General features: G+C 71.4%; 14 protein-coding genes. 5 read left to right on the top strand and 9 right to left on the bottom strand.

Annotation, left to right across the window (positions count from 1 at the left end):
• The first annotated feature begins 182 nt into the window (after positions 1–182).
• Together G3I41_RS31940 and G3I41_RS31935 are read left to right on the top strand one after the other, a co-directional pair.
• Positions 183–827 carry a helix-turn-helix domain-containing protein gene (locus G3I41_RS31940; protein ID WP_164404021.1) on the top strand — a complete coding sequence of 215 codons (645 nt, stop codon included), beginning with the start codon at positions 183–185 and terminating at the stop codon, positions 825–827.
• A complete protein-coding gene (locus G3I41_RS31935; protein WP_164404020.1) occupies positions 824–3373 on the top strand; it encodes an ABC transporter permease in 2550 nt (849 codons plus the stop codon). The genes G3I41_RS31940 and G3I41_RS31935 overlap by 4 nt, the downstream gene beginning before the upstream one ends.
• A gap of 45 nt (positions 3374–3418) precedes the next feature.
• Here G3I41_RS31935 and G3I41_RS31930 read toward each other — a convergent pair whose 3' ends face one another.
• The 8 genes from G3I41_RS31930 to G3I41_RS31900 form a co-directional block, all read right to left on the bottom strand.
• Positions 3419–3808 (bottom strand): rhodanese-like domain-containing protein, encoded by a 390-nt coding sequence (locus G3I41_RS31930; protein ID WP_164404019.1) that lies wholly within the window; start codon positions 3806–3808, stop codon positions 3419–3421.
• A 282-nt stretch (positions 3809–4090) separates the two neighbouring features.
• A complete protein-coding gene (locus tag G3I41_RS31925) occupies positions 4091–4606 on the bottom strand; it encodes a cysteine dioxygenase (RefSeq protein WP_164404018.1) in 516 nt (171 codons plus the stop codon).
• Between the two features lie 104 nt (positions 4607–4710).
• Positions 4711–4797: a putative leader peptide gene (locus G3I41_RS37735; protein ID WP_311307652.1), complete on the bottom strand. Its 87-nt coding sequence runs from the start codon at positions 4795–4797 to the stop codon at positions 4711–4713.
• Positions 4798–4829: 32 nt separating this feature from the next.
• Positions 4830–6446, bottom strand: coding sequence for an FAD-dependent monooxygenase (locus tag G3I41_RS31920; protein ID WP_164404017.1), 1617 nt, complete (start codon positions 6444–6446; stop codon positions 4830–4832).
• Positions 6447–6667: 221 nt separating this feature from the next.
• Entirely contained in the window at positions 6668–7579 is a 912-nt protein-coding gene (locus G3I41_RS31915; protein ID WP_164404016.1) for an amino acid ABC transporter permease, read from the bottom strand.
• Positions 7576–8244 carry an amino acid ABC transporter permease gene (locus G3I41_RS31910; protein WP_164404023.1) on the bottom strand — a complete coding sequence of 223 codons (669 nt, stop codon included), beginning with the start codon at positions 8242–8244 and terminating at the stop codon, positions 7576–7578. The genes G3I41_RS31915 and G3I41_RS31910 overlap by 4 nt, the downstream gene beginning before the upstream one ends.
• Positions 8245–8319: 75 nt before the next feature.
• Positions 8320–9162: a glutamate ABC transporter substrate-binding protein gene (locus G3I41_RS31905; protein WP_164404015.1), complete on the bottom strand. Its 843-nt coding sequence runs from the start codon at positions 9160–9162 to the stop codon at positions 8320–8322.
• A 70-nt stretch (positions 9163–9232) separates the two neighbouring features.
• A complete protein-coding gene (locus G3I41_RS31900; protein WP_026171813.1) occupies positions 9233–10021 on the bottom strand; it encodes an amino acid ABC transporter ATP-binding protein in 789 nt (262 codons plus the stop codon).
• Positions 10022–10356: 335 nt separating this feature from the next.
• Between G3I41_RS31900 and G3I41_RS31895 the strand changes: the two genes are divergently transcribed.
• Entirely contained in the window at positions 10357–11049 is a 693-nt protein-coding gene (locus G3I41_RS31895) for a response regulator transcription factor (RefSeq protein WP_164404014.1), read from the top strand.
• A gap of 15 nt (positions 11050–11064) precedes the next feature.
• Positions 11065–12459, top strand: coding sequence for a HAMP domain-containing sensor histidine kinase (locus G3I41_RS31890; RefSeq protein WP_164404013.1), 1395 nt, complete (start codon positions 11065–11067; stop codon positions 12457–12459).
• Positions 12460–12471: 12 nt separating this feature from the next.
• Here the strand turns inward: G3I41_RS31890 and G3I41_RS31885 are convergent, their stop codons facing one another.
• Entirely contained in the window at positions 12472–13470 is a 999-nt protein-coding gene (locus G3I41_RS31885; RefSeq protein ID WP_164404012.1) for a TAXI family TRAP transporter solute-binding subunit, read from the bottom strand.
• 99 nt (positions 13471–13569) lie between these two features.
• Here G3I41_RS31885 and miaB point away from each other — a divergent pair.
• A partial coding sequence (gene miaB / locus G3I41_RS31880; RefSeq protein WP_203601944.1) for a tRNA (N6-isopentenyl adenosine(37)-C2)-methylthiotransferase MiaB occupies positions 13570–15051 on the top strand: 1482 nt, incomplete at its 3' end.

Here is a 15051-nt window from a genome sequence, read left to right as displayed (position 1 = left end):
GTACGAGCGCCGTGCGGCCTGGCGTGGTGCGGCCGGCGGGAGCGCGGGCGCGGTGGCGGCGTGGGGCGGTGAGCGGCGCCGCCCCCGGCGAGGTGGCGCGTCCGGAGGGGGGACAACCCCCCTGCGGAGACGCCGGGTTGCTCCAGTGCACAGGTATCTGTGCACAGAGCATTGTGTGACGCATGCCAGAGAAGCCCGGTGGTACCGAGATCACGGAGTTGGCCGCCCTGAAGGCGCTCGCCCAGCCGCGACGTCAGCAGATCCTTCAGCACCTCACCCTGCACGGCCCCGCGACCTCGGCGATCCTTGCCCGCGCGCTGGGGCTGAACACCGGGGCGACCAGCTACCACCTGCGTGAACTGGCCCGGTACGGCTTCGTGACGGACACCGTGCCGCAGGAGCCGGCCGGGCGTCGGGGCAGGTGGTGGCGGGCCGTCCCCGGGGACCGGCGCTTTCCGCCGCCGTCCCGGCGGACGCCCGAACTGAGCCTCGTCATCGACGAGCTGAACCGCCACGCGTACGCCGCCGACCTCGCCCTCTTCGAACGGCTCCAGCGCGAGAGCGCCGACGCCGCGCCGGACGAATGGGCCGACGCCTTCGCGTACTCACGGGGCGCGTTGAGCCTCACGCTCCCCGAACTCCGTGCGTTCTTCGAGGAGTACATCGCCCTGATGAACCGCTACCGGCGCCCAGGCGCCGACACCGCACCGGGTGCCCGGACGGTTCACACCCGGCTGCTCGCCTTCCCGGCCCCCGATCCGGCCACCGCTCCGGACCGCGCGAGCCGGCCCCCCTTCACCGGCCGACCAGAGACGGACGCCTCATGATGCTGCGCTATGCCCTGCGGACGATCCGGCACCGCAAGGCGGGATTCCTCGGGGCCTTCCTCGCCCTCATGTGTGCTGCCGCACTCGTCACCGCCTGCGGCACCCTGCTGGAGACCGGCCTGCGCGGCCGGATCGCCACCGAGCGGTACGCGGCCGCCCCGCTGATCGTCTCGGCCGACCAGAACGTCCACCGCACGACCGTCAAGCACAAGGGCAACGGGAAGACGAAGACCAAGCACAAGGCGAAGCCCGTCGCCGAACGCGCCTGGCTCCCCGCCGCCACTGCCGACCGGCTGCGCCACCTGCCGGGTGTCCGCGCGGTCGTCCCCGAACTGACCTTCCTCGCCCAGCCGCTCGGACTCCCCGCCCACGCAGCGGACGACGGCGTCCCCTTCCACGGGCACGCCTGGTCGTCCGCCCCGCTGACGCCCTTCGCGCTGACCGCCGGCCGTGCCCCGGCGGCCCCCGGCGACGTCGTGATCGACCGGACCCTCGCCGTACGGGCGGGCCTCACGACCGGGGACCGGATCACCGTGCAGTCGACCCGCGCCCCTCGCACGTACCGGATCAGCGGCATCGCGGCGCCCCAGGGGCGGGGCGCACTCCGGCAGCAGCGCTCGCTGTTCTTCTCCGACGCGGAGGCCCGGCGGCTCGCTGACCGCGCGGGCCGGGTCAGCGCGATCGGTGTCCTGCCCGCGCCCGGCACCGGCGTGCTGAAGGAGCAGGTCTCGGCGGCCCTCAAGGGCACCCACGCCCAGGTGGCGACGGGCGACGGGCGCGGGCCGGTCGAATTCCTCGACGCGGCGGGGGCCCGCGTCAAGCTGGTCTCGATGGGCGGAGCCATGGGCGGCACCTCACTGCTGGTCGCGGTGCTCGTCGTCGTCGGGACGTTCGCCCTCTCCATTCAGCAGCGCCACCGCGAACTGGCCCTGCTTCGTACCATCGCCGCCACCTCGCGGCAGGTACGCCGGCTGCTGGGCCGGGAGGCCCTGGTCGTCGGGGCCTTCGCCGGAGTCCTGGGCGCGTTCGCCGGGCTGCCGCTCGCCGCGTGGCTGCACGGCCGGTTCACCGGGATGGGCGTGATCCCGCCGACCCTGGAACGTACGGCCGGGGTCCTCCCCGCCTGCGCCGCCGTGGCCGTCACCCTCCTCGGCGCCTGGGCCGCCGCCCGCATCTCCGGCCGCAGGATCGCCGGTCTGCGTCCGGCGGAGGCGATGGCCGAGTCCGCGGTCGAGCGGCGCGGCCCGGCCCGGGGACGCGTCCTCGCGGGGCTGCTCCTGCTCGCCGGCGGCGGTGCGCTGGTCGGTGTCCTGAGCGTGCTGCGCACCGAGGCCGCCTCGACCCCGGTGACCTTCCTGGCCGTGGTGGTGCTGGCCACGGCGGTCTCGCTGCTGGGGCCCCTGCTCGTACGGGCCGCCGCCTTCCTGGTGGCGGGTGTGCTCCGACGGACGGGCCCGATGAGCACCCTGGCCACCGCGAACGTCCGGGGCAACTCCACCCGGATGGCCTCCGTCGTCACCCCGCTCACCCTGCTCATCGGCATGACCTGCACGGTCCTCTTCCTCCAGCCGACCGTCGGCGACGCCGCGCGCGCCCAGGCCAGGGAGGGCACCCGCGCCACCTGGGTGCTCGGCGCCCACGGGCCGGGCGTTCCGTCGGAGGCGGCGAAGGCGGTCCGCGCGACGCCCGGCGTCACCGCAGCCACGGAGGTCGTACGGACCACCGTGCGGGTGGGACTGGAGAAGTACACCGCACAGGGCGTCACCGGGACGGGGCTCACCCGTACCTGGGACCCGGGCGTGACGAGTGGTTCCCTCGCCGCGTTCGCCGCGAACGGGCGGGCCGCCGCGATCAGTGAACTGGCCGCCGACCGGCTCGGGCTGCGCGTCGGCAGCGAACTCGTCCTCCACCTCGGGGACGGCACCCCCACCACGCTCATCGTCGCCGCCGTCTACCACCGGAACCTCGGCTTCGGGGACCTCACCCTGCCGCACGACCTGCTCGCGCGGCACATGGACAACCCGCTCGCCGCGACCGTCCTGGTGGCCGGGGACGCGTCCGGGGCCGCCCTGTCGGCCGTCCTGAAGCGGTTCCCCGGCGTCGAGGTCGTCGCCCCTGCCGTCGCCGACCGGCTCCAGGCCGACCGGGGCCAGGAGAACGCCGAGGTCAACCTCCTCGCCATGGGACTGGTCCTCGCCTTCACCGCGATCGCCGTCGTCAACACGCTGGCCATGTCGGTGTCGGAACGCTTCAGGGAGTTCGCGCTCCTGCGCCTCGCCGGCGCCACCCGCCGTCAGGTGCTGCGGATGCTCCGCACCGAGACCCTGTCGGTCCTGGTGATCTCCGCGGCTCTCGGCACCGGTATCGCGCTCGCCGTACTGACGGCGTTCAGCATCGGCATGACGGGGAGCGCGGCGCCCGGCGTCCTGCCCCTGGTGTACGGGACGGTGGTCGGTGCCGCCGCACTGCTCGCGCTGGTGGCGACGGCACTGCCCGGCCGGTTCGCGCTGCGGACCCGTCCGGTGGAGGCGGCCGCGGGCCGGTGACGAGGGGGACATGAGGGGGTGGCCCTGGCGGGCCGCCCCCTCGTCTCACGTCTCGACGGGGAGGCCCGCCGCGCGCCACGCCTGGAAACCGCCCGCCAGGTCGGTCGCCCGGTACAGGCCGAGCCGGTGCAGCGACTCGGCCGCCAGGCTCGACGCGTAACCCTCGTTGCAGATCACCACCACCCGCAGGCCGTGGTCCACCGCCTGCGGGACCCGGTGGCTTCCCCGCGGGTCCAGCCGCCATTCCAGTTCGTTGCGCTCGATGACCAGCGCCCCCGGGATCAGCCCGTCCCGCTCGCGCAGCTCCGCGTAGCGGATGTCCACGAGCAGGGCGCCCTCGGAGGCCGCCGCCCAGGCTTCCCGCGGGCCGAGCCGTTCGTAACCGGCCCTGACCCGCTCCAGCAACTCGTCGATCCCTAGGGCCTCGTCGCTCACCTTGATCCTCCCGGGGTGCCTCGTTCTCCGGGGCGGGGAGGGAGGGGTTCTCGGGGTGGAGCCGCGAAGCGGCGGAGTTCGCTGCGCATCGGTGGTGACCTGTACTTTCTTCCGTTGTCAGTGGGGGCTGTGAGGTTGCGGATCATGGCGGCGACAGCGGTGGCTGGGCGGGGTTCCGGGCTTGCCCGGTACACCTTCCGGCTGCGTGAAGAGCCGACGGACCGCAGGTCCCCGGCCAACGTGAACCAGGAATCCCCGCCCTTCCTCAGGGCGGGGAGGATGTCACTGCCAGTCCTCCGGTCCCTCGGTCTGCTCCAGGCGCAGCACCGCGCCGGTGCGGCTGTAGCGGCGGATGCGCGGCAGCGGCGGGTAGTACGCGTGCACGGAGACGGCGTGCTCCGTGGGGGACTCGTTCAGCACCTCGTGGACGTGATGGCGGCCGAAGGCCCTGCCCCGGCCGGGGGTCAGTTCCCGGGTGCGGTCGATGTCCCCGGTCAGTTCCAGGGTCTTCCAGCCTTCGGTGGGCAGCCGGGCCGCGAGGGAGTGTTCCCTGAGCGTGCCGGCCGCGGTGAGGAAGGCGCCGATCGAGTCGGCGTGATCGTGCCAGCCGGTGCCGGTGCCCGGAGGCCAGCCGATCAGCCACGCCTCGCTGCCACCGGGGCCGTCGAGCCGGATCCAGGTCCGGCCCTCGGGGTCGAGCGGAAGGGAGGTGATGAGTGCGGTGTCCTCGGCGGTGCGGCGGACGAAGTCGAGCAGTTCCGCGGCGGTCGGAGCCGGAGCGGACGTGCGCGTGGGCACGGGGACAGCGGGGGAGGGAGAGGCAGACACGGAGACCGTCCTGGGAGTTCGCGCGGACGCCCCGCCGTACGGCACAGCGCGCGGCGAAGGCAGGTGAAGGCGATTCAGCAGGACGGGCGACACACGCAGCCCGCATAGCGGAGCAGGTCCATATGGACCCTCCGCCACAGGCGCACATCGGTGTCGGTCATGACCGGGAGTAGACCATGCGCGCCCGTGAGGGTCAATTGACGTCCGCGGTCCTGTCGGCACGCACCGACGTCCGGGCCGCGCCGCCGCGCACCGCGTCCGCCGCCGCGAACAACTCGGCCGGTCGCACCCCGCCGAACGCCTCCACGAGATGCCCGTCCGGCCTGACCAGCAGGACCGTGTGCGCGGAGGCCCCCGGATAGCTCTCGGCCACCAGCAGTTCGGCCTTCACCGGCAGCGCCGCGACCGCCTCCGCCAGCCGGGGCATCACTCCGGCGCGCATCCAGTGGCGCCGGTCCCATACTCCGGTCCCGGGCGCCACCAGCACCACGAGGAGCCGCTCCTGCCCCAGCCGTTCGCGCAGCCGTACCGGGGTGCCGTCGGGCGCCGTGACCCGCACATCGGCCACCGGCGCACCGGGGGGCGTGCCCACCGAGGTGTGCGCCTCGGTGCGCGCGGGCGCAAGGGGGGACAAGGCGTAGGAGGGGGGCGCACCGAGGGGGCCGCAGCCCAGATGCCCGTCCATCAGCAGGGTGTCGTGCCCCCGTGCGCTCCCCGGCACGAGCGTCCGCAGACCTCCGCCGCCCCGCAGTATCGGCAGCGACTGGTCGGCGGCCCGCAGCCGCGCGGCGACGGCGGCCCGGCGCTCGGCCTGGTAGCTGTCGAGGAGCGCGTCGGACGCCCCGTGATGCCAGGCCAGAGCCAGCTTCCAGGCCAGGTTCTCGGCGTCCCGCAGCCCTTCGTCGAGCCCCTGGGTCCCCAGGGCACCCAGCAGATGGGCGGCGTCCCCGGCCAGGAAGGACCGCTTCACCCGCCACCGTCGGGCCAGCCGGTGGTGCAGCGTGTAGACCCCGGTGTCCAGCAGCTCGTACGGGGGTGTCTCGCCGCACCAGCCGGCCAGGGTGTCCCGGACCCGGGTGACGAGCGCGTCCGGCGTGACCAGTTCGCCGCGCGCGGGCAGCAGCCAGTCCAGCCGCCATACGTCGTCGGGCAGCGGGCGCGCCGTGACTTCGGCGCCGCCGGTGCGCCAGGGCGGCGACCGGTGCAGCACGGCCTCACCGGGCCGGGGCAGCTCGGCGCGCAGTGCGGCCACGGCGTGCCGTTCCACCGCCGTACGCCCGGGAAACCGGATGTCGAGGAGTTTGCGCACGGTGGACCGGGCCCCGTCGCAGCCGACCAGGTAACTCCCTCGCCACCAGGTCGATCCGGGCTCCCTGGTGTGCACGGTGACCCCGGCCGGGTCCTGCTCCAGCGTGTCGATCCGGCTGGGCCCGGCGGTCCGCACCAGCTCCTGTGCGGCCACCGCGTCCCGCAGGCCCCGGACGAGCGCGTGCTGCGGTACGTGCACGGGGGCGGCGGGCACACCGCTGCCCGGGACCGGGTCCTCGCCGAGCGGCAGCTCGCGCACCAGCTGCCTGCGCCGCACCGAACGCCAGCCGGACCAGCGGAGTCCCTCGTCCCGCAGCGCCTTGCAGCCCAGCCGCTCCAGAAAGGCCGCGGTCTCCTCGCGCAGCACGACCGTACGGGCGGGGCGGGTCTCGTCGCTTTCGGGGTCCTCGTCGAGCAGCACGGACGGCACGCCCTGCGCTGCGAGGGCGAGCGAGAGCGCCAGACCGACCGGCCCGGCACCGACGACGATCACCGGGTCCACGGTGCGTCCCCCGTCGGAAGCGCAGCGGAACGAAGGGGTCCGGTGGAACGGAACGGAAGGTGCGCGGGCGTCGAAGGAGGTGCTGCGGCGTCGGGGACTCGGTGCGCGATCACAGAACGTATGCAACCTACTGCCGGTGCTTGCGTCAAGCGACGGCGGAACGCGGCGAGGGGCGGTGGCAGGTGCGCCACCGCCCCTCGCGGGCGTCGTACGACGAGCCGTCAGGCGGCGCTTCCGTCGTCCATGTTGAGCGACGGCGCACCGATCGTCTCCAGTTCGCCCCCCGGGCCGGTGCCCACGACCGCGCCCGTGCTCTTCTTGCCGCGCCGGAGCCACCGCTCCAGCCAGCTCGCGAAGGACGTCAGGGCGAAGTTCAGGGCGAGGTAGACCACCGCGACGATCGTGAAGCAGGCGATGGTGTTCGAACCGTAGTTCGCGGACATCGGCCGTACCGAGGCCAGCAGCTCCGGGTAGCTCAGCACGGCGCCACCGAGAGCGGTGTCCTTCACGATCACCACGAGCTGGCTGACGATGGCCGGCAGCATCGCGGTGACCGCCTGCGGCAGCAGCACGAAGATCATCGTCTGACCCTTGCGCATACCGATCGCCTTGGCCGCGTCCGTCTGGCCGCGCGGCAGCGTCAGGATGCCGGCCCGCACGATCTCGGCGAGCACCGAGGCGTTGTAGAGCACCAGGCCCGTCACCACGGCGTACAGCAGACGCGTGTCCGGTTCGAGGTCGGTGTACTCGGAGTACATGGCGTTGGCGATGATCATCAGGAGCAGCACGGGAATGGCGCGGAAGAACTCCACGACCGCCCCACCCGGAACGCGCACCCAGCGGTGGTCCGAGAGCCGTCCGATACCGAAGAGCGCGCCCAGCGGCAGCGCGATGAGCAGCGCGTAGAACGCCGCCTTGATCGTGTTCTGGAAGCCCGGCCAGATGTACGTCTCCCACGCCTGGGTGCCGACGAAGAACGGCTTCCACTTGGCCCAGTCGAGCTGGTGCTTCTCGGCGAGGCCGTCGTACACCCACCACACCACCGCCGCGGCGGCCAGCAGGAAGAGGACGGTGTACAGGATGTTGCGCCGCTTGGCGCGGGGCCCCTGGGCGTCGTACAGGACGGAGCTCATCGCTTCACCGCCACCTTCTTGGCGACCCAGCCGAGAATGAGGCCGGTCGGGAGGGTCAGGATGATGAAGCCGAGGACGAACACGCCGGAGATCAGCAGCAGCTGGGCCTCGTTCTCGACCATTTCCTTCATCAGGTACGAGGCTTCCGCGACCCCGATCGCCGCCGCGACGGTGGTGTTCTTCGTCAGCGCGATGAGCACGTTGGACAGCGGGTTGACCACCGAACGGAAGGCCTGCGGGAGCACGATCAGCCGCAGCACCTGAGTGAAGCTGAGCCCGAGCGCCCGGGCCGCCTCCGCCTGGCCGACCGGCACCGTGTTGATGCCCGAACGGAGGGCCTCGCACACGAACGACGCGGTGTAGGCGGTGAAGGCGAGCACCGCGAGCCGGAAGTTGATGGCCGTGAAGTCGCCACCGCCTCCGAGCGTGATCTGCAGGGTCTGGAAGAGGCCCAGCGAGGCGAAGACGATGATCACGGTCAGCGGAATGTTCCGGATCACGTTCACATAGACGGTCGCGAAACCGCGCATCAGGGGGACCGGGCTGACCCTCATGCCGGCCAGCAGCGTTCCCCATATGAGGGAGCCGAGGGCGGAGAACACGGTGAGCTTCACCGTGACCCAGAAGGCCCCCAACAGGTCATAACCATCAAGAAAGTCGAACACGATCTCCCGTGCTTCCACGTGTAGGAGGGCGCGGCGCGCCGCCGGTCAGCGGCGGCGCGCCCGGTCAGCCCTGCTTCACTTGACGACGTTGCCGATCTTCGGGGCGGCCTCGTTCTTGTAGCCGGCCGGACCGAAGTTGGTCTCGACCGCCTTGTCCCAGGAACCGTCCTTGACCATCTTGGTCAGCGCGTCGTTGATCTTCTTCTTGAGGTCGGCGTCGCCCTTCTTCAGGCCGATGCCGTAGTTCTCGTTGGTCATCTTGAAGCCGGCCAGCTTGAACTTGCCCTTGTTGGCGTCCTGCGAGGCGTAGCCGGCCAGGATGCTGTCGTCCGTGGTCAGCGCGTCGACGGCCTTGTTCTCGAGGCCGGTCAGGCACTCGGAGTAGCCGCCGTACTCCAGCAGCTGCGCCTTCGGGGCCAGCTTGTCGTGGACGTTCTGCGCGGAGGTCGAACCGGCGACCGAGCAGAGCTTCTTGTTGTTCAGGTCCTCGGGCTTCTTGAACGAGTCGTCGTCCGCGCGGACCAGGATGTCCTGGTGGGCCAGCAGGTACGGACCGGCGAAGTCGACCTTCTGCAGGCGCTCGTCGGTGATCGAGTAGGAGGCGACGATGAACTTGACGTCACCGCGCGAGATCGCCGTCTCGCGGTCGGCGCTCTTCGTCTCCTTGAACTCGATGTTCTCGGCGTCGTAGCCGAGCTCCTTGGCGACGTACGTGGCGACGTCGACGTCGAAGCCGGTGAACTTGCCGTCCGGGGTCTTCAGGCCGATACCCGGCTGGTCGATCTTGATGCCGATGGTGATCTTCTTGCCGCCACCCGAACCGGCCGAGTCGTCCTTGTCGTCGGAACCACAGGCGGTGGCGGTGAGGGCGAGGGCGAGCACGGCGGCCGAGGCGGCGGTGACCTTACGAAGCTGCATGGTGGGATTCCCTAGAGTTGACGCGAAGTGAGTGATCAGCGGATACGGGAGCCGGTACGGCGGGGCTCCGTCAGTGGTGAAGGATCTTCGACAGGAAGTCCTTCGCCCGGTCACTGCGCGGGTTGCTGAAGAACTGGTCGGGCGTGGCCTCTTCGACGATCTTCCCGTCCGCCATGAAGACGACCCGGTTGGCCGCGGAGCGCGCGAAGCCCATCTCGTGGGTGACGACGACCATGGTCATGCCCTCGCGGGCGAGCTGCTGCATGACCTCCAGCACCTCGTTGATCATCTCCGGGTCGAGCGCGGAGGTCGGCTCGTCGAAGAGCATGACCTTCGGGTCCATCGCCAGGGCCCGGGCGATCGCGACGCGCTGCTGCTGGCCGCCGGAGAGCTGGGACGGGTACTTGTCGGCCTGGGTCCCGACGCCCACCCGGTCGAGCAGCGAACGCGCCTTGTCCTCGGCAGCCTTCTTGTCCGTCTTGCGGACCTTCAGCTGGCCGAGCATCACGTTCTCGAGGACCGTCTTGTGGGCGAAGAGGTTGAACGACTGGAAGACCATGCCGACGTCGGCACGCAGCCGCGCCAGCTCCTTGCCCTCCGCGGGCAGCGGCTTCCCGTCGATCGTGATCGCGCCCGAGTCGATCGTCTCCAAGCGGTTGATCGTGCGGCACAGCGTGGACTTACCGGACCCGGACGGCCCGATGACGACCACGACCTCGCCGCGGGCGATCGTCAGGTCGATGTCCTGGAGCACATGCAGCGCGCCGAAGTGCTTGTTGACGTTGCTCAGCACAACCAGATCGCCGGCGGGCGCGGGTGCAGCGTCCTCGGCGCCCTTGGTCACTGAAACTCCGCTCATCGGCTTCTTGCTCCGTCCTCCTCGGTTGGGAAGGACCCTAGTGACGCAGTGCTACGAACGTCATTACATCTGAGCGGAAATTGAGCATAACGATCCGGCGGCAACCGGACACTCCGCGTGAACGGGACGTCACGCCGGTCGTACCGGCCGTACCGGGTGCATAACGGAAACCCGGATACAACGGGCAGGGCCTTGACTGTCCACCGCGCATCGGCGTGGATTCCCTGGTACACCCCTACGTGAAACACCCCGGAACGGGGAAGTTACCGGGGGCGCACATGATCGTTCGGACCGACCACCGATCAACGACCACACGCCGCTGCCAGAGGGGGGCCATGAGACTGCTGCTCGTCGAGGACGACAACCACGTCGCCGCCGCCCTGTCCGCGATCCTCGCCCGGCACGGGTTCCAGGTGGTCCACGCCCGCAGCGGCGACGAGGCCCTGCAGGCGCTCCTGCCCACCGACGCCGAGCCCTTCGGCGTCGTGCTCCTGGACCTCGGCCTTCCCGACCAGGACGGCTACGAGGTGTGCGGCAAGATCCGCAAGCGCAGTTCCGTGCCGGTGATCATGGTCACCGCGCGTGCCGACGTACGCTCCCGCATCCACGGACTCAACCTCGGCGCCGACGACTACGTGACCAAGCCCTACGACACCGGAGAGCTGCTGGCCCGCATCCACGCCGTCAGCCGGCGCAAGGCGAGCAACGAGGACACCGTGTCCACGCCCGTCGCGGCGCTGCGCCTCGGGCACGTCAGCATCGAGCTGCCCACCCGCCGGGTCAGCGTGGACGGCACGGAAGTGCAGCTCACCCGCAAGGAGTTCGACCTGCTCGCGCTGCTCGCCCAGCGGCCCGGTGTGGTCTTCCGCCGCGAACAGATCATCAGCGAGGTGTGGCGCACCAGCTGGGAGGGAACGGGCCGCACGCTGGAGGTGCACGTCGCCTCGCTCCGTTCCAAGCTGCGGCTGCCCGCCCTGATCGAGACGGTGCGCGGGGTCGGCTACCGCCTCGTCTCCCCGTCCGCGTAAAGGCGTACGTCCCCGGTGCGTACCCGGCTGCTCCCGCTGCTCATCATCCTGATGGCGAGTGTCCTGCTCGCCCTCGGCTTTCCGCTCGCCGTCAGCGTGGCCGCCGCCGAACAGCAGCGCGTCGTGATCGACCGCATCGACGACACCGCACGCTTCGCGGCCCTCGCCCAGTTCATCACCGAGCGCACCCGCGGCTACGACGAACGGCGCCGTACCCTCCAGACGGAGCTGGAAACGTACAACTCGGTGTACGGGATCCGCGCCGGTGTCTTCTACCGCGACGACTCCGCCATGGCGAAGGCCCCGGACGCCTGGCGGCTGCCCGTCGAGGGGGAGGGGCGCGCCGCGTTCAGCGAGGCGCTGCTCGGCCGCCGCAGCCACGACCCGCCCCAGGTCTGGCCCTGGCAGAACGGCCGGGTGGTCGTCGCCTCGCCCGTTGTACGCGACGGGGACGTCATCGCCGTCGTCGTCATCGACTCGCCCACCGGACAGATGCGCGGCGACATGATCCGCGGCTGGCTGCTGATCGCGGTGGGCGAGGCGGTCGCGATGCTGGTCGCCGTCGGCGCCGCGATCCGGCTCACCGGCTGGGTCCTGCTGCCCGTCAAGACCCTGGACGCGGCGGCCCACGACATCGCCAGCGGCCGGATGCGCTCGCGCGTCGCCGCGTCCGGCGGTCCACCGGAACTCAGGCGGCTGGCGCGTTCGTTCAACGAGATGGCCGACAACGTCGAGGACGTGCTGGAGCAGCAGCGCGCCTTCGTCGCCGACGCCTCCCACCAGTTGCGCAACCCGCTGGCAGCCCTGCTCCTGCGCATCGAACTGCTCGCCCTCGAACTGCCGGAGGGCAACGAGGAGATCGCCTCCGTGCGCACCGAGGGCCGCCGCCTCGGCCAGGTCCTGGACGACCTCCTCGACCTCGCGCTCGCCGAGCACGCCGAGAGCGATCTCCGGCTCACCGACATCGGCGCCCTCACCGCGGAGCGGGTCGCGTCCTGGCGGCCGGTGGCCGAGGAGAGGGGCGTACGGCTCCGGGCCGACGGGCCGCCCGCCGTCACCGCCTGGGCGGACCCCATCGCCCTGTCCAGCGCCCTCGACGCCATCATCGACAACGCCCTGAAGTTCACGCCGGCCGACGAGGAAGTCCGCGTCACCGTCGCCTCCGGAAGCCGGGACGTGACGGTGGTCGTCGCGGACGGCGGCCCCGGCCTCACCGACCAAGAGCTGGAACGCGTCGGCGACCGCTTCTGGCGCAGCTCCCAGCACCAGAACGTCCAGGGCTCGGGCCTCGGCCTCTCCATCTCGCAGGCGCTCCTGGCGGCGGGCGGCGGCTCGCTCTCGTACGCGCGCAGGGAACCCTCCGGGCTCAGCGTGACGGTCTCCGTGCCGCGCCACGACCCCAAGGGCTGAGGAACGAGTGCGCTACGGCTTGACCGAGCGGTAGTAGCGCTTCGCCCCTTCGTGCAGCGGGAGCGGGTCGGTGTAGATGGCCGTCCGCAGGTCCACCAGCTGTGCCGCGTGCACCTCGCGCCCGATGCGGTCGCGGCTGTCGATCACGGTCCGCGTGAACGCCTCGGTCATCGCCGCGTCCGTGCGGTCCGTGGTCACCAGCACATTGGCGACCGCCACCGTGGGCACGGCCTGACCCTGCTGAGCGTTGCGGTACGCGTCGGCGGGCATCACGGCCGACCGGTAGTAGCGGGTGGAACCGCCCGCCGCCTGGAGCTCCTTGATCAGCGGCTCCTCCAGCGGGACCAGCCGGATCGGGAACCGGTCCGACAGATCGGCCACCGCCGTCGTGGGCAGCCCGCCCGACCAGAAGAACGCGTCGATCCCGCCCTCCTCCAGCAGCTCCGGCATCGTGTCGATGCCCACCGGCAACGGCGTCACGTCGTCGACCGGATCGAGACCGGCGGCCGTCATCAGCCGGTCCGCGACCAGCTTGACCCCCGACCCCGACTGCCCCACCGCGACCCTGCGGCCGCGCAGATCGGCCACGCTGTCGATGTCCGAGTCCCTCTTCACGACCAGCTGTATGTAGTCGTCGTACAGCCGGACACAGCCGCGCAGCCGCTGGTAGCCGGGCTTGCGGGCGCGCAGATAGGTGGCGACGGCATCGGTGGTGGCGATGGTGAAGTCCGCCTTGCCCGCCGCGACCCTGGCCAGGTTCTGCTGCGAGCCCTCGCTCGTCTGGAGATGTATCGACACATCGGGCAGATCCTTGGCCAGGGCCCCCTTCAGCCGCTCCCCGTAGCGCTGGTAGACACCGCTGCGCACCCCCGTGCTGAACGACAGGGAGCCGGTGGGCGCCGGGTCGCCGAGCGGGAGCAGCCACCAGAGCAGGAGCCCGAGCACGACGGCGAGGGCGGCGCCCGCCCGCAGGGAGCGACGCCGGCCGATTCGGGACAGGGCCGGGAGCATGGCGGCGATCCTGCCAGGTCGTTCCCGCCCGTGGCCAGGGGCGTCGTCGGATCGCCCGCCCGAGACGGAGCGAGCCCGGACACCACCTACCCTTGTCACATGAGCAGCGGCAACCGGAGCGAAGCAGTGGACGTCAGAAAAAGCTATGAGGTGCGCACCTACGGGTGCCAGATGAACGTCCACGACTCCGAGCGCTTGTCGGGGCTCCTGGAGGACGCCGGTTACGTGCGCGCGCCCGAGGGCTCCGACGGCGACGCCGACGTCGTCGTCTTCAACACCTGCGCGGTCCGCGAGAACGCCGACAACAAGCTCTACGGCAACCTCGGCCGGCTCGCCCCGATGAAGACCAAGCGCCCCGGCATGCAGATCGCCGTCGGCGGCTGCCTCGCCCAGAAGGACCGCGACACCATCGTCCGGCGGGCGCCCTGGGTCGATGTGGTCTTCGGCACGCACAACATCGGCAAGCTGCCCGTGCTGCTGGAGCGCGCCCGCGTCCAGGAGGAGGCGCAGGTCGAGATCGCCGAATCCCTGGAAGCCTTCCCCTCCACGCTGCCCACCCGCCGCGAGTCCGCGTACGCGGCATGGGTCTCCATCTCCGTGGGCTGCAACAACACCTGCACCTTCTGCATCGTCCCGGCCCTCCGCGGGAAGGAGAAGGACCGCCGCACCGGCGACATCCTCGCCGAGATCGAGGCCCTGGTCGCCGAGGGCGTCTCCGAGATCACCCTGCTCGGCCAGAACGTCAACGCGTACGGCTCCGACATCGGCGACCGCGAGGCGTTCTCCAAGCTGCTGCGCGCCTGCGGGAACATCGAGGGCCTGGAGCGCGTCCGCTTCACCTCGCCGCACCCGCGGGACTTCACCGACGACGTCATCGCCGCCATGGCCGAGACGCCGAACGTGATGCCGCAGCTGCACATGCCGATGCAGTCCGGTTCGGACAAGGTCCTCAAGGCGATGCGCCGCTCCTACCGGCAGGAACGCTTCCTCGGGATCATCGAGAAGGTCCGGGCCGCGATGCCCGACGCCGCGATCTCCACCGACATCATCGTCGGCTTCCCCGGCGAGACCGAGGAGGACTTCGAGCAGACGATGCACGCGGTCCGCGAGGCGCGCTTCGCGAACGCCTTCACCTTCCAGTACTCCAAGCGGCCCGGCACCCCCGCCGCCGACATGGAGGGCCAGATCCCCAAGGAGGTCGTCCAGGAGCGCTACATGCGCCTGTCCGCCCTCCAGGAGGACATCTCCTGGGAGGAGAACAAGAAGCAGGTCGGCCGCACCCTGGAGGTCATGGTCGCCGAGGGCGAGGGCCGCAAGGACGGCGCCACCCACCGGCTGTCCGGCCGCGCCCCCGACAACCGCCTGGTCCACTTCACCAAACCGGAGCAGGACGTCCGGCCCGGTGACGTGGTGACCGTCGAGATCACCTACGCCGCCCCGCACCACCTGCTCGCCGAGGGCACCCCGGCCGCGGTGCGCCGGACCCGCTCGGGCGACGCCTGGGAGAAGCGCAACGCGGCCGAGGCCGCCAAGCCGGCCGGCGTCATGCTCGGCCTGCCCGGCATCGGCGCCCCGGCGCCC

Origin of the sequence: Streptomyces sp. SID9727, assembly GCF_010550605.1 — a bacterium.
GTDB lineage: Bacteria > Actinomycetota > Actinomycetes > Streptomycetales > Streptomycetaceae > Streptomyces.
Note: the sequence above shows the minus strand (reverse complement) of the source record. Positions and strands in the feature narration are given on the sequence as shown.